Origin of the sequence: Parendozoicomonas haliclonae, assembly GCF_900174585.1 — a bacterium.
Taxonomy (GTDB): Bacteria; Pseudomonadota; Gammaproteobacteria; order Pseudomonadales; family Endozoicomonadaceae; genus Sansalvadorimonas; species Sansalvadorimonas haliclonae.
Map to the genome: position 1 here is coordinate 1 of NZ_FWPT01000003.1, position 21,145 is coordinate 21,145.

At 50.3% G+C, this 21,145-nt stretch carries 20 protein-coding genes, 3 tRNA genes and 1 rRNA gene; 8 read left to right on the top strand and 16 right to left on the bottom strand.

From position 1 onward, the window contains the following. From EHSB41UT_RS06390 to EHSB41UT_RS06405, 4 genes are all read right to left on the bottom strand, one after another. A 16S ribosomal RNA gene (locus EHSB41UT_RS06390) occupies nucleotides 1–235 on the bottom strand; the annotation flags it as partial. Nucleotides 236–752: 517 nt separating this feature from the next. After that, nucleotides 753–1,775, bottom strand: a complete 1,023-nt coding sequence (locus tag EHSB41UT_RS06395) for a DsbA family protein (RefSeq protein ID WP_087108018.1) — start codon at nucleotides 1,773–1,775, stop codon at nucleotides 753–755. A gap of 62 nt (nucleotides 1,776–1,837) precedes the next feature. Next, a complete protein-coding gene (locus EHSB41UT_RS06400) occupies nucleotides 1,838–2,353 on the bottom strand; it encodes a GAF domain-containing protein (RefSeq protein WP_242667253.1) in 516 nt (171 codons plus the stop codon). 9 nt (nucleotides 2,354–2,362) lie between these two features. Then, nucleotides 2,363–3,409 carry a radical SAM protein gene (locus EHSB41UT_RS06405; RefSeq protein WP_165767173.1) on the bottom strand — a complete coding sequence of 349 codons (1,047 nt, stop codon included), beginning with the start codon at nucleotides 3,407–3,409 and terminating at the stop codon, nucleotides 2,363–2,365. Nucleotides 3,410–3,722: 313 nt separating this feature from the next. On the opposite strand from EHSB41UT_RS06405, the gene EHSB41UT_RS06410 reads away from it, so the two are divergent. After that, nucleotides 3,723–4,367, top strand: a complete 645-nt coding sequence (locus EHSB41UT_RS06410; protein WP_087108024.1) for a type 2 periplasmic-binding domain-containing protein — start codon at nucleotides 3,723–3,725, stop codon at nucleotides 4,365–4,367. 8 nt (nucleotides 4,368–4,375) lie between these two features. Here EHSB41UT_RS06410 and EHSB41UT_RS06415 read toward each other — a convergent pair whose 3' ends face one another. The 5 genes from EHSB41UT_RS06415 to puuR form a co-directional block, all read right to left on the bottom strand. Then, nucleotides 4,376–4,636 carry a hypothetical protein gene (locus tag EHSB41UT_RS06415; protein ID WP_087108026.1) on the bottom strand — a complete coding sequence of 87 codons (261 nt, stop codon included), beginning with the start codon at nucleotides 4,634–4,636 and terminating at the stop codon, nucleotides 4,376–4,378. 168 nt (nucleotides 4,637–4,804) lie between these two features. Then, nucleotides 4,805–6,076: a 4-aminobutyrate--2-oxoglutarate transaminase gene (gabT, locus tag EHSB41UT_RS06420; protein WP_087108028.1), complete on the bottom strand. Its 1,272-nt coding sequence runs from the start codon at nucleotides 6,074–6,076 to the stop codon at nucleotides 4,805–4,807. A 16-nt stretch (nucleotides 6,077–6,092) separates the two neighbouring features. Continuing rightward, nucleotides 6,093–7,526 (bottom strand): NAD-dependent succinate-semialdehyde dehydrogenase, encoded by a 1,434-nt coding sequence (locus EHSB41UT_RS06425; RefSeq protein WP_087108030.1) that lies wholly within the window; start codon nucleotides 7,524–7,526, stop codon nucleotides 6,093–6,095. 82 nt (nucleotides 7,527–7,608) lie between these two features. Continuing rightward, nucleotides 7,609–8,886 (bottom strand): NAD(P)/FAD-dependent oxidoreductase, encoded by a 1,278-nt coding sequence (locus EHSB41UT_RS06430; RefSeq protein ID WP_087108032.1) that lies wholly within the window; start codon nucleotides 8,884–8,886, stop codon nucleotides 7,609–7,611. 40 nt (nucleotides 8,887–8,926) lie between these two features. Continuing rightward, nucleotides 8,927–9,481, bottom strand: coding sequence for an HTH-type transcriptional regulator PuuR (puuR, locus tag EHSB41UT_RS06435; RefSeq protein ID WP_087108959.1), 555 nt, complete (start codon nucleotides 9,479–9,481; stop codon nucleotides 8,927–8,929). Nucleotides 9,482–9,789: 308 nt separating this feature from the next. Between puuR and EHSB41UT_RS06440 the strand changes: the two genes are divergently transcribed. Further along, nucleotides 9,790–10,650, top strand: a complete 861-nt coding sequence (locus tag EHSB41UT_RS06440) for a DUF6279 family lipoprotein (protein WP_133060419.1) — start codon at nucleotides 9,790–9,792, stop codon at nucleotides 10,648–10,650. Between the two features lie 103 nt (nucleotides 10,651–10,753). On the opposite strand, the gene EHSB41UT_RS06445 is transcribed toward EHSB41UT_RS06440, so the two are convergent. Beyond that, nucleotides 10,754–10,830: transfer RNA gene (locus EHSB41UT_RS06445), tRNA-Val, on the bottom strand. A 9-nt stretch (nucleotides 10,831–10,839) separates the two neighbouring features. Continuing rightward, nucleotides 10,840–10,916 (bottom strand) — tRNA-Val (locus tag EHSB41UT_RS06450). Nucleotides 10,917–11,116: 200 nt separating this feature from the next. Here EHSB41UT_RS06450 and EHSB41UT_RS06455 point away from each other — a divergent pair. Next, nucleotides 11,117–11,407, top strand: coding sequence for a ComEA family DNA-binding protein (locus EHSB41UT_RS06455; RefSeq protein ID WP_165767174.1), 291 nt, complete (start codon nucleotides 11,117–11,119; stop codon nucleotides 11,405–11,407). A 42-nt stretch (nucleotides 11,408–11,449) separates the two neighbouring features. On the opposite strand, the gene EHSB41UT_RS06460 is transcribed toward EHSB41UT_RS06455, so the two are convergent. The 3 genes from EHSB41UT_RS06460 to EHSB41UT_RS06475 form a co-directional block, all read right to left on the bottom strand. Then, nucleotides 11,450–11,525: transfer RNA gene (locus tag EHSB41UT_RS06460), tRNA-Asn, on the bottom strand. A gap of 90 nt (nucleotides 11,526–11,615) precedes the next feature. Then, nucleotides 11,616–12,797, bottom strand: coding sequence for a pyridoxal phosphate-dependent aminotransferase (locus EHSB41UT_RS06465; RefSeq protein WP_207626582.1), 1,182 nt, complete (start codon nucleotides 12,795–12,797; stop codon nucleotides 11,616–11,618). Nucleotides 12,798–13,506: 709 nt separating this feature from the next. Continuing rightward, nucleotides 13,507–13,953, bottom strand: coding sequence for a hypothetical protein (locus EHSB41UT_RS06475; protein WP_087108042.1), 447 nt, complete (start codon nucleotides 13,951–13,953; stop codon nucleotides 13,507–13,509). A 422-nt stretch (nucleotides 13,954–14,375) separates the two neighbouring features. Here EHSB41UT_RS06475 and EHSB41UT_RS06480 point away from each other — a divergent pair, with 422 nt between their 5' ends. From EHSB41UT_RS06480 to EHSB41UT_RS06490, 4 genes are all read left to right on the top strand, one after another. Continuing rightward, complete coding sequence (locus tag EHSB41UT_RS06480) at nucleotides 14,376–14,975, top strand: recombinase family protein (protein WP_087108044.1); 600 nt, start codon at nucleotides 14,376–14,378, stop codon at nucleotides 14,973–14,975. 146 nt (nucleotides 14,976–15,121) lie between these two features. Continuing rightward, nucleotides 15,122–15,283, top strand: a complete 162-nt coding sequence (locus tag EHSB41UT_RS24600; RefSeq protein WP_165767175.1) for a hypothetical protein — start codon at nucleotides 15,122–15,124, stop codon at nucleotides 15,281–15,283. Between the two features lie 434 nt (nucleotides 15,284–15,717). Continuing rightward, nucleotides 15,718–15,957: a hypothetical protein gene (locus EHSB41UT_RS24450; protein WP_133060420.1), complete on the top strand. Its 240-nt coding sequence runs from the start codon at nucleotides 15,718–15,720 to the stop codon at nucleotides 15,955–15,957. A 412-nt stretch (nucleotides 15,958–16,369) separates the two neighbouring features. Further along, complete coding sequence (locus EHSB41UT_RS06490) at nucleotides 16,370–17,122, top strand: hypothetical protein (protein ID WP_087108048.1); 753 nt, start codon at nucleotides 16,370–16,372, stop codon at nucleotides 17,120–17,122. An 8-nt stretch (nucleotides 17,123–17,130) separates the two neighbouring features. On the opposite strand, the gene EHSB41UT_RS06495 is transcribed toward EHSB41UT_RS06490, so the two are convergent. Continuing rightward, the gene (locus EHSB41UT_RS06495) at nucleotides 17,131–18,525 is read right to left on the bottom strand and encodes a recombinase family protein (RefSeq protein WP_165767176.1); all 1,395 of its coding nucleotides are present in this window, start codon (nucleotides 18,523–18,525) and stop codon (nucleotides 17,131–17,133) included. Between the two features lie 57 nt (nucleotides 18,526–18,582). Between EHSB41UT_RS06495 and uvrB the strand changes: the two genes are divergently transcribed. Further along, nucleotides 18,583–20,604, top strand: a complete 2,022-nt coding sequence (gene uvrB, locus EHSB41UT_RS06500) for an excinuclease ABC subunit UvrB (protein WP_087108052.1) — start codon at nucleotides 18,583–18,585, stop codon at nucleotides 20,602–20,604. Nucleotides 20,605–20,662: 58 nt separating this feature from the next. Here uvrB and EHSB41UT_RS06505 read toward each other — a convergent pair whose 3' ends face one another. Further along, on the bottom strand, nucleotides 20,663–21,136 hold the full coding sequence (locus EHSB41UT_RS06505) for a transcription termination/antitermination NusG family protein (RefSeq protein WP_087108054.1): 474 nt from the start codon (nucleotides 21,134–21,136) through the stop codon (nucleotides 20,663–20,665). Nucleotides 21,137–21,145: the final 9 nt, after the last annotated feature.

The following is a 21,145-nucleotide window of genomic DNA, read 5'->3' on the forward strand; positions in this document are numbered from 1 at the left end:
TAGCGCAAGGTCCACTCTCCGAAAAGAACGGATCCCCTGCTTTCCCCCGTAGGGCGTATGCGGTATTAATCCAAATTTCTCTGGGCTATCCCCCACTACCAGGCAGATCCCTATGCATTACTCACCCATCCGCCGCTCGTCAGCATCTAGCAAGCTAGATCTGTTACCGCTCGACTTGCATGTGTTAGGCCTGCCGCCAGCGTTCAATCTGAGCCATGATCAAACTCTTCAGTTTAAATCGTTTGCATCTCCATAACCCGAAGGTGATAGAGAAGCGGCTCTATTACGCAAATTACTCAACAAATTGATGAGTCACTTGTTTAACAGAACAAAGTATTTTTTTGCATTCCATCATAACTACGAGAGTTAATCTGAAAGCTTCATCCTGCCAGACAAGCGCCCACACGAATTGTCTGAATTCTTTGTTAAAGATCACTCTTCATCGCATCTTGTGAAGAGGAACACTTGAGCTTGTTTCCAATCCGAGCTCTTTTTAAAAGAAGTTCGGGTCACCCAAGCGAGGCCGCCATTTTACTGATGGCCCGATCAGTGTCAAGTGATCAATTTCGCTCACTTGATTGCCTGTTTGCGTTCATTTCACTTCCGCCGCCAGACAACGGATGCGCATTTTATGCACAGAGACGAAAAGGTCAACAGCTGTTGAATAAATATACGGCAATTACCTAACAATCAGAGCACTTCAATAAAAAGCCAGAGCTAAGCTCTGGCTTTTTATTGAAGTGCGAACCGGCTTAATTCAAACCGGCAGCCTGCTTGATTGCAGTTTTAAGGGCTTCATTCAAATTCTGAGGCTGAATCACACGACCATTTACAAATACAGCCGGGGTACCAGTCAAACCAAGACGCTCGGCTTCATCTTCAGCCCTGGCAACACGAGTTTCAGGACGGTCAGAGTTCATGCATGCCTGAAAAGCCTCTTTATCAAGAGCCAGGGCATCGGCTAACTGCACAGGTGAATCCGGGTTCAGTGAAGACTGCTGCTGATACGCTGCGTCATTGTATTCCCAGAACTTACCCTGCTCATCAGCACAAACGGCACCCAAAGCCACCTGACGGGATATGCCTGACTGATTGATCGGGAAATCCATGTAGATCATCCGCGCCTTATCACCAATCTCTTCCATCAACACATCGAGAGTGGCAGCGGCATCTTTGCAGTGTGGGCACTGATAGTCAGCGAATTTGACGATCGTCACCTTGGCATCCGGATTTCCCTTAACCGGGAACCCTTCATAATCAATCACCGTCAGCGGTGCTTCCGGCTCAGGCAAGGTTACCTGCATATCAAGCTCAGTGCGGAGACGCTCAACCAGCTCCTCCCGCTTCATCTGAACCTGCTGCCCCATCAGATATCCCCGAATCTGCTCTTTGATTTGCTCAAACTCGGCAGGAATACGCTCACGGTTTTGTTCGTAGAAGGCTTTCAGCTCATCATCAGACAGATCATCAATACCCAGTGTCTCTTTTAGAACTGTCTGCCGGTCACCACCCGTCTCCTGCACTTTATTAGAGACATAAATTTCACCGGCAGTACTGGCAAGAATCTGCCTCTTCTGCATCCAGGCCTGAGTATCAACGTCATGAAGTGCACGAGCTGCGGCAGGAGGAAGATCTTCAATCGTGTAAACCTTGCCCCCCATGGACAGAACACCATTGGCCTGGTCAGTTCCCATTCCCGGGCTGACTGCAAAGTAAGTCGCAGCGGCACCAACGGCCAACCCGGCAACCAGTGCGGACAGCACTTTTATTGTCATTGGGGCATCCTTTGTTTTTGTTAATCTTTGAAATCCTAGGGGGATTACTGGAAACGGTCAAATTAAGCCGCCGGAGCCAGCAATTCACTGAGCCGCAAATGCTTTTGCACATGCTCGACAGTCACTTCCAACCCTTTCTGATCATCACTGGTAAAGCGGGCAGGTTCCGGACTATCAATATCCAGGACAGCAACCACCTGTCCATTAATAGAGATGGGTAACACAATCTCGCTGCGGCTCGCAGAATCACAGGCAATATGACCTGGGAAGGCATCCACATCTTCCACCAGCATCACCTTCTTCTCAGCAACGGCCGTACCACACACACCTTTACCAACAGGAATGCGGGTGCAGGCCGGCAAACCATGAAAAGGTCCCAACACCAGCTCACCATCACGCATAATATAGAAGCCAGCCCAGTTAATATCCGGCAGAGTGTGAAACAGCAGACTGGCCAGATTTGCCATCCCTGCAACAGGATTGGCTTCACTGGACAGCAGACCATCCGCCATCAGATTCAGCTCATGATAAAAATCTGCAACCGGTTGATCCTTGTCAATTTCAAAAGCAAACATCATGCGTTCCGTTTAAGTAAAATAATAAAAATTATGAGATGAATATGCCGTTACCCGGGCACGGGTCACGGTCTGGAGCGTCGCTTTCATCTGCGCCATTTCATTTATGGCACGCTGTGCCGGCTTCCCTTCATCACTGGCAAACCAGGGGGAAATATAAATCCGATCTTGCGTATCGAGTTTCACCCTCTCAAAAAAGCGACGGGTTTCCTGGCAATGCTGTTCAAAATCATCGGCAGCCAGAAAGCCAGTCAGTACAGTCACGCCAACACCGCAGCCCGCCTGCTTGAGTTCACGGATCAAATGCTCCGTTGGTACTGTATCGCCACGCTTATTGATCGCACCTCGCAATACAGAGGAACCCGTCTCCAGACCGACAACAACATGGCTAAGACCTGCCTCCGCCAGTTCCTTTAACCGGGATCGCACCTTAGGGCTGAGATTATCGGCATCGGCAAAGCAGGCAATCCCTTTGGGCAAAACCGGAAACTCCGTCTGAATTAGGCTCAGTACGCTCTGCAAAGAATGAAAAGGCAGAGCCAGAGCATTGGCCGACCCGAGAAACACACCAGACCGCGATTCATTAACCAGCCTCCGGACATTAACCATACGAGTCCCTATCACAGATGGATTCATAACCTGAAATGGCTTATCGCGATAAAACACACAGAAAGAGCACTGCCCGTTTGGGCAGCCGGTAGTGACTGGCACCACCCAGTCACGATAGCGATCCGGAGGCAATACCGGCACGCCTTCAGGGTAAGTTTGCGGATAGAGGGCATCCAACTCAGAAAACGCTGAATCAGGTACACTGGAAATCAGTTCAAACTGAGCCCGGGACAAAAATTCAGGATTACCCCGGAACTGTTCAACCAATAACTGCAAGCGTGCCTGCACACCTTCAGCCTGCACAGAAGAATCAAGATGATTATTTTTGAGAATACGGCCGTCCACTAAACGGCGGAAGAAGTCATCACCCAGATGAGCCGAACACCAGGCACCCAGTGCGTCAAAACGGGCGCTCCCCTGATCACCAAACTCGCACTTAAAACCAGACAATTGTGATGAACTCACTGCAGAGGAAACATCCAAACAGACAAAGCCTGACAAAACAGGATTTGACCTTTTATAGAGAGTATTGGAAGGTTATCGTTACGGTCGCTTAAGAACAACACAAAATAAGCAGCATTGGTTATTCATGAAGTTACACCCTTTATCGCTTACTCAAGCCTCTTTCTATATGGCACTCTGCCTTCTCAGCGTCCTGCTTTCGCCTTATTCAGAGGCTTCCGATTCCATCAAAACATGCGACAAGGTTGTGCTTTCCGGCCCCCCAAATCTTCCACCTGTCGTATGGACGGATTACAAAACCATGAAGGGAGCCGCCACCGACCTGCTGACCCAAACACTGGCTGAACATAATATTGCCACCTCCACGGAACATCTTGGTGGTTACCGCCGGGTATTACGCGCCATGGAGGAAGGACGTATTGCCATGACGGTGGGCATCACCCGGGATAAATTTCCTGAGGGGGTCGCCAGCTTTTCCGACACACCTCTTTATAATCACGCTCTGACCATTCTGGTAAAAAGAGACATGGTGGAAAAGCCGCAGGAGATAAGAGACCTGCTGGAGTTAAAAGGCGCCATGCCAGATCAGTTAGCTGTGGAGGATATTTTCGGTGCGCACTCCCCCAAACATCTAATGCGTACCTTTACTCCGAATCTTGCACTAAAGATGTTGGCTATTGGGCGGGTGGATTACACGATCTATCCAGATATGCAGGATGATCTGTTTGTTTCCCTAATGAATATGGAAGGTCAGTTTGAAAAGCTGCCTCTGCTATCAGCCACCATCCCGGTTTATGTCGCTTTTTCCAATCAGCTGGACTGTGCGCTTCCGCTGGACAAGATCAACCAGACTCTCACTCAGGCGGCGGCATCCAAACAGGCTCAGCAGACACTTAACGACAGCCTTTATAAATGGATGAACTATCAACTGGAGAAACGGGACTGACTCCCAGCTCAATGGCGGAGGTAACTTGGCAGGTTGCCGGGGGAATTTGGCCCCACCTCACCGGCCAATGATTTCTTTTCATACTCTTCACAAATAGCAAGATAACGCCGCAAAACAGAAACCGGCAATTCACGCCAGTTGTAGTAGGTATTCTCTAGAGCATTATTTAACAACACCTGCCCGACAAAAGCTGTACGCCCGTCGGCTGAATCTGCGGGATATAAGGCCTCAATGCCATCCAGGATCTGCTGCCGCTCTCTTCTGTTCATGGCGCAACTCCTTCTTTAAATCGTTACTTTTATTGTAGTGTTTCCGCTCTACAGCTCTGTATAGAACCGTTTACTATTATCAATCCCAGCAGCCCCACAAAAGAGCATAAAAAAACCGGCCACTATGGACCGGCGTTAGCTTTTATATAGCTGTAGTCGAGAGCCTGATCAGACACACACCTGCAGGCATTGTTCAACAATATCCAGACCTTCCCGGAGGATATCTTCTTCAATGGTCAACGCTGGCAGAAAACGAATCACGTTCCCACGCACGCCACAGGACAACAAGATCAGTCCGTGCTCTTTGGCCGTACTCACAAGCGCTTTGGTCAACTCAGCCTGTGGTTTGCCCTCAGCATCCACCAGCTCCATAGCGACCATTGCACCCAGCACCCGGATATCACCGATAACAGGAAACTTTTGCTGCAACTGCGCCAGTCGGCTTCCCATAATCTCACCGATAGCCAATGCCTTTTGGCAGAGCTGCTCCTCATCAATCAGCTTCAGCACTTCGAGGGCAGCAGCACACCCCAACGGTGAACCGGCATAGGTTCCACCCAGACCACCAGGGTTTGCGGCATCCATAATGTTCGCCTTCCCTACCAGACCAGCAATAGGGAAGCCACCGGCAATACCTTTGGCCAGCGTCATCAGGTCCGGCTCAATGCCCAGATATTCCGACGCAAACATTTTCCCGGTACGGGCAAAGCCGGTCTGAATTTCATCGGCAATCAACACAATGCCGTGTTTATCACAAATCTCACGGAGAGCCTGGGCAAACTCCGCCGGGGCATGATAAAAGCCACCTTCGCCCTGAACCGGTTCAAAGATAATCGCGGCAACACGATCTGGTTCAATATCGCAGGCAAACAGTTGCTGTAGCGCCTGCAGACTGTCTTCCACAGAGACACCGTGAAACGCATTCGGGTAAGGAGCGTGGTAAATCTCTCCTGGGAAAGGACCAAAGCCAGCCTTATAGGGAACAACCTTACCAGTCAGCCCCATGGTCATATTGGTACGACCATGGAAACCACCATTAAAGGCAATCACACCACTGCGACCGGTATGCACCCGAGCCACTTTGACGGCATTCTCAACCGCCTCAGCCCCTGTTGTGACGAAGATAGCTTTCTTGGGAGACGAACCGGGAACCCGCTCGGTCAATTGCTCAGCCAGCTCTACGAAAGAGGCATAAGGCGTGACCATTGCACAGGTATGAGAAAAGCGCTCCAGCTGCGCCTTCACCGCTTCAACAATACGCGGATGGCTGTGGCCAGTATTATTCACGGCAATACCGGAGCCAAAATCAATATAACGATTCCCTTCCACATCCCAGAGGCAGGAATTCTCGGCACGGTCCACATAAACCGCACTGGCATTGCCCATACCTCTGGCAATCACCGCTTCCTTTCGGGTCTGAAGATTCTGATTTGATGCCATAATACGATTCCTCCTGTTATCCCTGAATGCCGCCAAAGCAGAGGTATTTCACTTCCAGATATTCATCAATGCCTTCTTTTGCACCCTCTCGGCCAAAGCCAGACTGCTTCACTCCACCAAATGGCGCCACTTCGGTTGAAATAATGCCTTCATTAATACCCACCATGCCGTACTCCAGCGACTCAGCCACCTTCCAGATACGGTTAATGTCACGGCTATAAAAGTAAGCAGCCAGACCATAAATGGTGTCATTCGCCTTGGTAATCAGCTCTTCATCACTGCTGAAACGAATAACCGGTGCAACCGGCCCAAAGATCTCTTCCTGAACAATATCCATGGATTGCTCAACATCAGTCAGAACTGTCGGCTCAACAAACAAACCGTCCTGTAACGTGCCGCCCGCTGCAATTTTGGCTCCCTGGCTGACCGCATGATCCACCAGTCCCAGGATTTTGTGTTTAGCAACCTGATCAATCACGGGCCCGACATTCACACCCTCATCAAGTCCATTGCCCATTCTCAGCCGCCCGACTGCGGCAATAAATTTATCCATAAACTGGTCATAGATAGCGTCGTGCACGTAAAGCCGATTGGCGCAGACACAGGTCTGCCCGGCATTTCGGAATTTGGAAGCTATGGCACCGGCAACAGCCGCATCAAGATCCGCATCATCAAACACTACAAACGGGGCATTACCGCCCAACTCCATAGATACCCGCTTCACAGTATCGGCGCACTGAGCCGTGAGAATACGGCCAACACGAGTTGAGCCAGTAAACGACAGCTTCCTTACCGCTTCACTTTTGCAGAATGCGTCACCTACTTCCTGAGGTGACTTGTGCATAACCAGCTGGAAAACATCACGAGGCACACCGGCCTGATAAGCCAGTTCGGCAACGGCATAGGCTGACAAAGGCGTCTGATGAGCAGGCTTGCCAACAAAGCTGCAGCCGGCTGCCAAAGCGGGAGCCGCCTTGCGGGTTATCATGGCAATGGGAAAGTTCCACGGGGTAATCGCAGCGGCCACACCAACCGGCTGTTTAATAGTCATCAAGCGACGGTCACCGGTATGTCCGGGAATGGTATCGCCATAGGTGCGCTTGCCTTCTTCAGCAAACCACTCAATAAAGGAGGCACCATAAGCCACTTCACCCTTGGCTTCTGCCAGTGGCTTACCTTGCTCCATAGTCATAATGCGGCCGAGATCATCCTGATTCGCCATCAGCAGGTCATACCAGCGCTTGAGAATTACGGCCCGCTCTTTCGCTGTGGTTTTCTGCCACTCTTTCTGGGCCTGACGGGATCGCTCCAGCGCGTCATCAATCTCCTGCCGTGACTGCACAGGGATAGAGCCCAATACCTCACCTGTTGCCGGGTTGGTCACTTCAATAGCAGAGTCAGACGGTTTACACAGGCAGGCGAGCAGCGCCTGATTCACAATGGACTTCATAACTTACCTCTGAACATACATCCTTGGATGGCTCCAGACAGCATGGCTCACCCGCAGATTATTATTATTTTTTTGTGTTGGTTTAGATTGCGAGTTTGTCTCTCAGGTTGTACCAGGCCGCGCCCATGGCGGTGAATGGAATCTGGAAGTGCCGTCCGCCCGGGAAGGCATAATGTTTCAGGGAAGCAAAAGCATCGAAGCGCTCTGCATGACCAGCCAGTGCTTCAGCCAGCAGACGCCCTGCCAGATGAGTGCAGGTTACCCCGTGACCACTGTAGCCCTGCAGGTAATAGATGTTGTCATCAAAAGAACCAAACTGTGGCATGCGGGAATAGGTCAGCAGGAAATTACCCGTCCAGGCATAATCAATCTCCACACCTTGTAACTGTGGGAAAACCTTCTCCATCTTTGGACGAATCAAACGCTCCACAGAATCTGGCTCACGGGCGCCATAAACCACACCACCACCAAACAGCAGACGGTTGTCGCCCGTCAGACGGTAATAATCGAGAAGATAATTGCAGTCTTCCACACAGTGATTGTGGGGAATCAACTCCGCGGCCAATTCCTCGGACAACGGCCTTGTTGCAACTACCTGTGTACCACAAGGGATAGCCTTGTTACTGATATTGGGAGCCAGACCTCCCAGATAGGCATTACCCGCCAGAACCAGATAACGGGATTTCACCAACCCCTGAGCGGTATAGACAACAGGGCTGGCCCCTTTTTCAATACGAGTCACAGCAGACTGCTCAAAGATTTGTCCGCCCAGACTAACAATTGCTTCAGCCTCACCCAACGCAAGGTTCAGCGGATGAATATGCCCGCCACGATTATCCAGAAGTGCACCGCAGTAGGCGTCTGTGCCCACATAGTCTCGAAGCTCGTCCTTGCCAATCAAAGTCAGATCCTGATTACCGTAACGCTCCCAATTCGCTTTCTGTTCTTTCAAACCTTCAAACTGCTTATTGTTTAGCGCGGTAAACAGACCACCCTGCTGGTAATCACAGTCGATCTTGTAGGTTTCAATCCGCTCACGAATAATATCCCCGCCTTCCATAATCATGCTGCACAGGGACTGGGCGGTTTTGTTGTCATAACGGCTTTCGATCACATCCACATCACGGCTGTAGCTGTTGACGATCTGCCCGCCATTTCGGCCCGTTGCTCCAAAGCCCACCTTTGCCGCTTCCAATACGATAACGCGAAACCCTTTCTCAACCAGATGCAGCGCCGTGGATAAACCACTGAAACCAGCTCCGACAATACAGACATCACATTCCAGCTCACCTTCCAGAGCGGGAAACTGGCGATGATTATTAACGCTGGCGGCATAATAGGAGTGGGTGTGCTGTTGCATAGCCTGTCCTCACCTTAAAGGTTTATTCTTCTTATGATTATTAAAAGCTGGCGGGCGCATGAGCGCTGATAATTTTGCAGACGGTTTTGCCTGGATTCCTGAAGGAATGGGCAATACTGGTATCGTAAAGAAAGCTCTCACCGGCCTTGATATGGTAGGTTTTATCACCCACCGTCAGCTCCAGCTCACCTTCCAGAACGATGCCGGCCTCTTCGCCTTCGTGCTCGATCGTCTTAACACCGGTGCCGGCACCGGGCTGATACTCTTCAATCAGAAAACCTAGCTGGCGATTGCTGCGCCCATCACACACCAACTTCATGGAAACCTTGTCATTTCCAATCTCAATCAAACGGTCTGGAGTAATAACTACACCCGGCTCAGTAAACACTTCCTCTTCGCAGAAAAATTCCGACAGAGACAGGGAAAACACGTTCACTATTTTATGCAGTGAACTGATGGAAGGACTGACTTTGTTGTTTTCGATGGAAGAAACAGCGCTATGGGTAATCCCGGCCCGCTCTGCAAGATCTCTCTGGGTAAGGTTATGCGCTTTGCGCAAACGGCTAACCTTATCGCCGACATTCACTTTATTCATTTTACTGACCATGCAGGACAGCCTGCTTGCATTCTTGTTCAATTTATAGAGCAAACACTAATCCAAACACTGCCCAACTATCAATTATTTTTTACACTAGAACTCTAAAAGTTACTAATAACCAGTATAAAAAGCAGATGTCGGCTATTTTCGCGAACCCACTCGATCAATATATCGAACAACCACTTCACAAACACACTCAGAATAATGAACAACCACCATCAGGACCAAAGCACATCTATTGCTGCTTTATTAATAGTTTTCAGCCATAGTCAATGCATAAGCGATCAAAACGAGAACAGCAGCTTATGCCAACTCATCTTCCCAAAGGCTCTTTAAGAGCATTACTTTTTTCTTTGACCTTGATTGTTATTGCCGGCTGTACCGGGCGATTGCTGTATAACAATATTGACTGGATCCTGCTGAAAGCGATTGATGATTTCATCACGCTTAATGAGCAGCAGGAGAAGCTAATCACGAAACGAATCCAACCTCTTAAAGTGTGGATTGAAAACAATGAAGTGCCGGCCTATGAAAACCTACTTCAGCAGCTCCTGTCATTAAATAAAGAGTCACTAACGATTGATACCCTATCCGAGCTTCAGAATCAGATTCAGGAGCGCTACAACAGTATTCTTAGCAGGCTCTCGCCCGACCTTATCGCAATCAGCCAGACACTGACCGAAGAGCAAAAGCAGGAATTTCTGGAAAGATTGACTGAGAGGCACCAGGAAAGAGATAAGGAGTATGCCAATAAAAGCGAGCGCCAGATTCGCAGCCAACTCTGCGATAGAACGGAAGAATCTGTAACAGACTGGATTGGCTCAATAAACCGTGAGCAACAAATAATTGTTAAGCACTTCTGCGAGGGCATGCAACTCACAACCAAAGAGTGGCAAGAATACCGCCAACGGCTGCGAGAACAAACTCAGGCCCTGCTGACCATACCACCTGCAAGTACCGACTTTGAAAAACAGCTCAATGTATTACTGATGGAGCGGGAAACCCTATACAGCCCGGCTTTGAAAAAGAAGAATTCCCATAATCGGGAGCTGGCCATGACTGCCATCGTTGAACTGGGGCAAACTCTGAGTGAAGATCAGTGGCAACACTTCTACCGCCGCATTGAAAAATGGCAGAAACTGCTGGCTGATTTCAGACAGCATTAATGTCAGATAATTGGCGAAGCGACCCGCTTAAGCCCGTTCCGAACGCAACAACAGAAAATTCTGACATAAAAAAAGCCCATCTCATTGAGATGGGCTTTTTAATTGGTAGGCGATACCAGATTTGAACTGGTGACCTCCACGATGTCAACGTGGCGCTCTAACCAACTGAGCTAACCGCCTGCTGTGCTTTGGTAGGCGGTACCAGATTCGAACTGGTGACCTCTACGATGTCAACGTAACGCTCTAACCAACTGAGCTAACCGCCTCCAAAGCACGCGGCGTAAGTTACCCTCAGAACCCAGAAAAGGCAAGCCCTGCTTAAAAACTTTAACCCTGGGAAAAACACCTACAAATCACCCCGTAAACAGCCAGAGAAATGACCACTCATTTGAATCCGGCCCGATTCCTGACTACTACTTAACGGGTAAACATGAAGTTTGGCTACGTAGTACAAGGAGGTACGCCAATGATCAAAAAGTTTACCCTCGCCTCACTGCTTTCTATTGCTCTTCTTTCCGGCGGTCACGCCATAGCTGATGATAAAGGCAAACAGGGCAGTCATGTGGTGAATATCAATTCCGCCAGTGCAGAAACCCTGGATAAGGAATTAAAGTTTGTCGGCGAGAAGACTGCGGAGCGCATCGTTGAACACCGCGAGAAACACGGCGAGTTTGAGAACGTCGAAGAATTGAGCGAAGTGAAAGGTGTCGGCGCGCAGATAATCAAAGCTAACCGCACGCGAATGGTGACTGAATAAAAGTCATAAAAAAAGCCGCTTGAAAAAGCGGCTTTTTAAATTTGGCTCCCCGAACTGGACTCGAACCAGTGACCCAATGATTAACAGTCATTTGCTCTACCAACTGAGCTATCGGGGATCCGTATTGGATGCGTTGCAGTTTACTGAGACAGGCGACGACGGTCAATACGCTCTGCGCAAAAACTTACCACCTGCCTCATTATTACCATCAAGCGCTGACAAAAGCCTCCAGACGATCCAAAGCCGCTTCCAGATTTTTCATACTGGTGGCGAAAGACAGTCGCATATGACCCGGCGCACCAAACGCCGAACCCGGCACCATAGCCACACCCGCTTCAAGCAATGCTTCGGCAAAAGCAATATCCGTCTCGTAACCCTTAACAACCATCGCGTCACTCATATCCGGAAAGCTGTAAAAGGTCCCATCAACAGGAAGCGCACTGATACCCGGCATGGCATTCAACCGTTGCAGCACATAATCATGGCGTTTTTTGAACTCAACAACCATTGCCTGCACACAATCCTGAGGACCGGACAATGCCGCCACAGCTGCCGCCTGGGCAATAGAGCAAGGATTGGAGGTGCTTTGCGACTGAATCTTCTTCATATTCTTGATCAGCCACTCCGGACCACCCACATAACCAATCCGCCAACCGGTCATGGAGTAAGCCTTGGAGACCCCATTCATAACAATGGTGCGCTCATACAAATCCGGGCAGACACTGAGGATATTCACATAGGAGCCCTTCTCCCACAGGATATGCTCATACATATCATCCGTGGCAATCAGCACATCTGGATATTCACGCAGAACTTCACCCAGCGCTTCAAGCTCAGCTGCTGAATAAGCCATACCGGTTGGATTGGACGGACTGTTCAAAACCACCAGACGGGTTTTATCCGTCAATGCAGCCCTGAGCTGGGCGGCGGTCATCTTAAACTTCTGGGTAGCATTGGTTTCAATAATGACTGGCTCACCTTCGGCAATACGCACCATATCGGGATAAGACACCCAGTATGGAGCCGGAATCACCACTTCATCACCAGGATTGAGCAGCGCCAGGGCCATATTGAAAAAACTGTGCTTGCCGCCAGCAGATACCAGAATCTGCGTCGGGGTGTAGGTCAGACCATTGTCTCGTTTGAATTTTTCTATAATGGCTTGCTTGAGTGCCGGAGTACCATCTACAGCCGTGTATTTGGTCTGTCCGTCATGAATCGCCTGAATCGCGGCCTGTTTGATATGATCCGGGGTATCGAAATCAGGTTCCCCTGCCCCCAAACCAATAATATCTTTCCCTGAGGCCTTTAATTCTGCGGCTCTTGTAGTTACTGCCAGTGTCGGTGATGGCTTCACAGCCTGCACCCGACGGGAAAGTCGTTGATCCACCCCTCTCTCCTCTTTATTTCGCACAGGTCTCCATGAATAGCTGGACGCTTGTAAATGCGAAAAGCCACCCCCCCGTACACAGACAAGCAGGTTACCACCAGCGAAAGATAAAAGCATCATGGTAGCCCTGCCCCCTCAATACAGCCAGCCTATTTATCCCCCACTTCGTACTTGGTTACCCCAAAGAGAGCATGACGAAGGTAACTGCAGGCACTGAGGCAAAAAGGCGAGAGGATTGATGACGCTCTGGTCAAATGTGGTGACATTTAAATTTGATCAAGCTTGAGATGCCTGGCGGAGAGCCCTCGATGTTGTTGGTGGTGGAATGCAAATGCAGAGCCTTGTTTTATTGTCAACATGGACAGGAAATATCAATGGTGTGGTTCAGAGGGCACCTATCGTGATGGGCGACATCGGTACCCTTGTTTCTCGAGGGAAATTAAAGGAAGAAGTTTACAATTGGGAAAGCGAATATGTACCCACCGAGCATAGGTATCCCAAGGCGGAGGACGACCATTGCGATAGGAATGTTAATGAATAGGCTTACCACCGTACTTAGATCGTCAGTCATGATAGATGTACCGTAACCAATGGCTGCACCTATGAGGACTTGAATTATGATGATGAAGACTACGGAAGCTCCGATAGCACCAGCAGCGGCATTCCCCTTGAAATCACTCATTGCTTTTACTCTGAATTTCGTCAGTGGTTAATAAACTGAATCGTTGACAAGACCTGACAACTCATTCATCAAAGGGTCAGAGCCCATGTAGGAGTTGATATTGGAGACAGTCTCGCTCACATGGTCAAGGATTTCATAATCGATAGCTGTGTAACGGTAGGCGATGTGATTCTTACCGACATCGCTGTGCAACATTAAAAATGCAAGAGATAAGGGGAAAAAAAGTTCGCTGTCAGTGGCTCCCCTTGAAAAGAGATTACGCAATGCATGGTCTAATCCAGCTAGGGCAATAGCAGACTCATGCGCTTTCATCTTTATAAATTCATCTGGAACATTGCTGGCGATAATATTTGCCATTCCATCGGGACTGAAACCGTCTGAGTGAAAAGATTGTTGCAGCTTGAATATTCGCCTTAAAACGACGGTAACTTTTGATCGAGCATAGGTGGATTTTACTGAATCAAGCAGACCCATGATAACCTCAGAAAACTGGCCACTGTATGCATATCGAAGTTATTGTATGTGACCCGCCATAGTAATACGTGCAAACACCTAGACAGGTTTTGGTGAGAAAAAAACCTGCGCCCAATTATTAAGTAGAGTATGGCTCAGTACCCCCCCGTAGCCCCACCTTGGGCTCGGAGCCTTCACCAACAAATCCAGTTTTGGGCAGGTGTCTTTCCTGCTCCGACCGCCATCAGTTTCCGCAGCGTCCAGCCCTGCGCCTTTCCCAGCGAGAACTCGATACCCCCCACCACCATCAGACGACACTGTCCCAATTGGGTATACCTGTGTGGTACTGCCCCACATGTGTCCCACAAGGGTTGCAATCGTTACTTTTGGGACATACGATACGCAACACCTAAGAGCCTATTGGGACACACAGGGCAATACTCATGGCAACGAACACCGGCACACAGACGACAGAGACCACTGGTAAGACCTACTGCTACGCTCGTGTATCCACCACTGACCAAGATACGAGAGTGCAGAAGGACATCCTCTCTACCGCTTACCCTGAAGCAGTGGTCATGGAGGAGAAAGCATCAGCCACCAGCAGAGACAACAGACCCAACCTTGAACTACTGCTGACGCTTATCTCTGAGGGAGACCGCCTGGTGGTCTGGAAGCTTGACCGCCTCGCTCGGAACATGAGAGACCTCACCCAGATTGTCCACGAGCTGGAGCTGAAAGGTGCTTCCCTTGTCATTCACGACCAGCACATAGACACAGGTACTGCTTCAGGCATAGCATTCCTACAGATGCTGGGAGTCTTTGCTGAGTTCGAGACCAATTTGAGGAAGGAGAGGCAGGCAGCAGGGATTGCCAAGGCAAAGGAGGAAGGCAAGTACAAGGGAAGGAAGCCGACGGCGAAGATGCAAGCTGACACAGTGAGGGAACTTAAGGCCAACGGTATGGGGGCATCAGCCATCGCAAAGAAACTGGGTATCGGTCGGGCTTCTGTGTACCGGATACTGGAGGAAGCAACAGCCTAATCTTTTTCCCTTGCCTAAAGACAGAGTGAGATTGTCTCGACTTCGAGACTAGTGATGGTGGTCAGTGTTACAGCGTTTAGCCCTTGCGTGTTTCCTGACCCGCCATACAATGCCCTCTCCCTTCAGCGCATGACTCAGTATCAGGCATGGAATACCTACACGAAGCCCGTGATTGTCTTGTCTCTGTCCTTTCACATCTCCGTAAGGAGAACACCTGCAGCTCCAAGAGTGGCCTTATAGATACGCTGCAGGAGGAATTAGACGATGTCGTCTACCAGATAGAAGCTCACTACTTCCACAACGACTGATCTTAAACACGCAGCTACGCCCCTGAATCAAGGTAGACACCCTGCCGGACATATTCTGTGAGCGTAGCTGTGCGAACCATTCTCAACTACCAAGGACAAACGCAGTATTGGACAGAATCTCGAACACTGAACAGACCTATGGTCAAGACGCTGGTTATCGGAAAGGACAGCAGCGAGATGTTGTGGACTCTATAGGAGCCTACCTCATCAGGGGAAATGGCCTTCTGTTTGGAACCCGAGACAAGTTGGCCTCAAAGTTTGGCTGCAAGCCAGCGGCCTTTAAACGTGCAGTCAATGACCCTCGATTCCCCTTCAACCGCTACCGTGTCATCACTGACAGGGACATTGGACACGTCTACACGCTACCAGAAGTCAGCACGGCACAGGCATTCCGTTACGCTCGCAATTCTGGGGCTTGGCGGTACAAACTCATCATGGAGGATGGCTCAGAGTATCTCAAAGTGCCTTATATAGACCCAGAGCCACTTACGCTGACAGAAGAAGAGGTGGTTGCCATTGACGCTTTCGACATGACGGCCATGCAGACACTGAAGTCACTCTCCGCAGAACGTCTTGCAGAACTTGATGCGGTCAACAGTCTTTACATGGATGAGGTAGAGGAGGATGTCTATGAAGACGAGGAACTGTGTTGGTCAGCGGAAGAAGCCGCATAACTGTACCACTATATAAGACACCCTGAGTTATTGCCCTTAAGGACAACCTCCTAGCCACGGATGAAAACCGGCAAGCGCAGCGATGCAACCATACCGCCCCTAGGAGGAACCCCAGAGCCTGCCACAAGGCTCCCTCCCTCCACTGACTACAAAGCATACAACCATGATTGAGTACCTTTTCCCTGTCGATTACGAAGACCAGCTTGACCAATGGGAGGCAGACCACAGGGTCAGCCCTACCATCACCCATATAGGCGGTCGCAATGAGAACCTGACACCCTTAAAGACCACCACTTGGTCTCCCTCTAACGGTCAACGAACCTGTGAACACTGCCATTGTGTCTTTACTCCACCAGCGTCTTCTTTCTCCATCCACTGTAACCGCTGCCAAGGAAGGTATCGTCAGTATGGGATGTATGAACTACCAAAGCAGTGGAAGGGGGATAAGGCACTTAAGGCCGTACGCAGAGCCACCCAGAAAGTCCTACAGGCTGTGTCAGTAGAAAGCTGTGCCGAGTATCGCCACGCCTTCAGAGCTGTCTCTAATTTGTTCTCCAGCCCTCCTGCCGATGCCTTCCACCTCTACCGTTCTACCCCTTCTCTGTCACAGATACAGACCACGGAACTTAAAGCCAGGTACTTGAGTTACCATCTCCTGATGCACGCTGACCATGAGGAGCTTCTAGGCAAGGCACTCGAACTGGTTGCAGTGGTCACGCATGACTGGTCAATTATCAACTATGCAGGAGAAGAAGTGCGGGAGATATGGTTAGGCCATGAACTCATCAGGTCATATCGTAAACCCAAGGTGAGAACTGATAGGGGAGTCATAAGACACTGGTCTTATATAGATCGAGATTGCAAGCAGGTCATAGGTAACGCCCTCCTGAAGCCACTCCAAGCCCTCTATAATGCCCTACAGCCAGCCATCGCAATGAGGCTGAAGCATGAACTGGTCATCAGCCAGAAGCGAACTGAAGCCCGTACAGAGGCCGTACGCTACAGACACTCCCAGACGATGAAAGCTCAACGCTGGCCTACTATGGCAAAGGATTATATCTGTGGACGAATAATGACAAGAGAAGAAGATGGAAGCTGGAGACCTGCCATTGAGGCAGAGATGGGTAACTGGAGACGCTTTGAGTATCACGCCCCCACGCACTGAGGAAGCGGTCAACCGAAGACCACGTTACCTTTCTTATCAAGACTCCACCGCTCCCCCGTATCGATGGCCTCAAAGTCAGCATCAAGTCTCCATCCTCCGCTCTTGAGTCGCTTCACGGTCACAGTGGTTCCGAGGTCGCTTACAGCTACCGTCAGCCCCTCATCAGTATTGATGGTGGTAGACGTTACCTTTACTGCCGCCTCCATCTTAAGGAGGTCACCCTTCAACCTCTCAAGCTCAGCCTCTGCACGACCCAAAGCCGATAACAAGGCTGCTGACGCTGGGGATTTAGCGATTGCATCAACGATGTTAGCTATTACTGACTCTTCGGTCTTTATTGCTTGCTCACAGGCTAGGTGCGCCTCCCCCTTACCCTGCTGTATTGTCGGCAGAGCAACCTTGCAGTATTCCAGAAGGCGACTCTTGATGTGGTCTTCAGCGTACCTCAAGGGTGCTCTTTTCGTCTGACCGCACTGCCCAACTCGTGCATTTCCACAGCTTAGGTAAAGGTGTTCCTTGACTCGTTGAAGGTGCATCTTGCCACCACAAGACGCACAGAAGGTAATGCCCGACAGGGGGCTGACACGCCTATTCTGACTTGAGCTGCAGCTCTTCTTCCGCTCCTCCATCCCCAATTGAACCTGCTGAAAGACCCCTGATGTTACGAGGCCATAAGTTACAACACGCTCATCCCTCAGGATTTTGTTCAACGTCGAACCTGACCACCGTCCACCCGTAAAGCTGACAGGGTTTTCCTTGTTCATTTGTGAGGCGATGGAGGATGTCCCTACCCCCTTGGAGGCAAGAGCGAAGATTTCAGCAAGTAACGCTGACGCATCCGTTTTAGGAACAATCTGACCATCAACTCTCGTCAGGAAGGCAGGTAGTTTACCCATACTCTCTCGACGCTTCTCCCAAGCAGCCCTTGAGCGGTCAGCTTTGACCTGTGACTCTTTATAGGCGGAATCCGCTGCGATGATAAACATGATCAGGTCAGTGGCTTCAGCGGTCACATCATAGACACGGCCGGTCATGACATCATGCAAAACAACTCCTGCCTCTATGAGCCTGTCCAGAAGCCCAAGGGCTTTACGTGGGGACTGTCTGGTCAGACGATCACCTGACGCAACAAGAAGGGCAATCGGGGTATTTATCTCACCAGCTTCTACACTCCGAAGAAGAAGACCTAGCTCACCTTCCTCAACATTTCGGTTGTGGTAACCAGAGCGACCTATGTCTTCAAGAGTATTAACAAGCTCCAGCTCTGGATGATTGTTAAGGTAGGCTCGTATACTGTCATGCTGGCGAGCGGTTCCAGTACCCTTGATCTGTGCGGCAGTGGAGATACGGTGGTACGATATGGCTTTCATGCTTACTACGGCGCGGGACTTATTTATGAGCATGCGAGTATGCATGCAAACTGATTCATAATAACCCACCTCAACAAAAGCAGGAACCCAATGGTGCAGAGTTCCCCCCAATTAACCGTGGTTTCCCCCTTTCAACCGGCGGGAGACCAGCCAACAGCGATCAAGAAACTGGTTGCTGGCGCTCGAAGCGGCCTGGCCTGCCAGACCCTGCTCGGAGTGACCGGATCGGGCAAGACTTTTACCTCCGCCCATGTCATTGCCGAACTGAACCGTCCCACCCTTGTGATGGCGCCCAACAAAACTCTGGCTGCGCAGCTTTATGGGGAGTTCAAGGAGTTCTTTCCCAATAACTCCGTAGAGTATTTTGTCTCCTACTACGACTACTACCAGCCGGAAGCCTATGTTCCGTCTTCCGACACCTTTATCGAGAAAGATGCCTCGATCAACGAACATATTGAGCAGATGAGACTGTCTGCCACCAAGGCTCTACTGGAAAGAGACGACGCCATTATTATCGCGACGGTCTCCTCCATCTATGGCCTCGGTGACCCGGAATCCTATCTGAAGATGATGATGCATCTGGTTCGGGGTGACCGGATCAATCAGCGCACGGTTTTGCGCCGTCTGGCGGAACTCCAGTACACCCGCAACGATATGGAACTGAAACGTGCCACTTACCGGGTTCGGGGCGATGTGATCGATATCTTCCCGGCGGAATCCGAAAAAGAAGCGGTGCGCCTGGAGCTCTTCGATGACGAACTGGAACAGATAAGCTGGTTTGATCCATTAACAGGAGAAGTTCTGCGCAAGGTTCCCCGGGTAACCATCTATCCGAAGACCCACTATGTCACCCCACGGGAAACCATTCTTGGCGCAATCGACTCGATCCTTGCCGAACTGGACGATCGCCTGAAGTTTCTTAAGGAGCACAACAAACTGGTTGAAGCTCAGCGCCTCGAGCAACGCACTCGCTTCGATACCGAGATGATGCTGGAACTGGGCTACTGCACAGGCATTGAAAACTATTCACGTTATCTGTCCGGCCGCGCACCGGGTGAGCCCCCACCCACCCTGTTTGACTACCTTCCGGACAATGCTTTGCTGCTGATTGACGAATCCCATGTCACAGTGCCTCAGATCGGGGCCATGTATAAAGGCGACCGCTCCCGCAAGGAGACGCTGGTTGAATACGGCTTCCGCCTGCCTTCGGCACTGGATAACCGGCCAATGATGTTTGATGAATGGGAGGACAAGCGTCCACAAACCATTTTTATCTCTGCCACCCCAGGCAACTATGAAAAAGATCATCAGGATCAGGTGGTGGAACAAGTGGTTCGCCCTACCGGTCTGGTTGACCCTGAGATTGAAGTTCGCCCAGCCACAACACAGGTGGACGACCTGTTAAGTGAGATTCAAATCCGCACCTCCAAAGGCGATCGCGTACTAGTCACCACTCTGACTAAGCGCATGGCGGAAGATCTCACAGAGTACCTGGGAGAGAATGGCGTAAGGGTGCGCTACCTTCACTCTGATATTGATACCGTAGAACGAGTAGAAATCATCCGCGACCTGCGGATTGGTGCCTTTGATGTTCTGGTCGGCATCAACCTGCTGCGGGAAGGTCTGGATATGCCGGAAGTCTCGCTGGTCGCGATACTGGATGCCGACAAGGAAGGCTTCCTGCGCAGCGACCGCTCACTTATCCAGACTATTGGTCGTGCCGCTCGAAATGTGAATGGTAAAGCCATTCTTTATGCTGACAAGGTCACCGGCTCCATGCAGCGCGCCATGGATGAAACCGAGCGCCGCCGCCAGAAGCAGATGGACTTCAATGCCGAGCATGGTATTACTCCACAGGGCATTCGCAAAAATGTCACCGATATTCTGGAAGGTGCCGTACCCGGCAGCCGGGGCCGCCAGAAGCAGAAAGTTGCCGAGAGCAAGGCAACCTACACCAGCGCACCGGAACTGCACTCTCCACAGGATATCGCCCGCCGCATCAAGAGCCTGGAAGAACAGATGCACAAGCAGGCCAAAAACCTGGAGTTTGAAGAGGCCGCCAAGACCCGGGATGAGATTATGAAACTGAGGGAAGAATTAAAATCTTTCTGAAGAGAGGATTAAATATCACTGTGACCTGCCTCAGCAGGTCACACACCCTGCAAATCCATTAACTGCGAAGATTCGCCTGATCCGCAAGAATTGGCTGCTCACGACTGATGATATTCAGTAAGACCATACAACGCTGCTCGCCTTTATCACAGAGATAGATGCCTTCCAGATCAGCAAAAGGCCCATCCTTAAAGACAACCTTCTGACCAGTCTTGAACACAGGCACACTTCTGAGATGATCCTCACGCTCCAATAAGCCATCAATCAACTCATTGGGGACGGTAGCCGGCTTGCCACCGAACTTCACGAAGTCATAAACACCACGGGTGGAGCGCACCTTCTCCCATGGCAAAACCTCAGCATACTTCTTCTCATTCAGAAGAAAGATATACCCCGGAAACAGTGCCTCAAACGTGTCCCGTGACTTTTTCTTCATTAACGGGCAAAACGGTTCAAAGCCCTGTCTTTCAAGGTTTTCAACGGCGCGCAGCTCCTGCCGCGGGCGCGTTTTTAATAGATACCACTCATCCATAAGACCTGT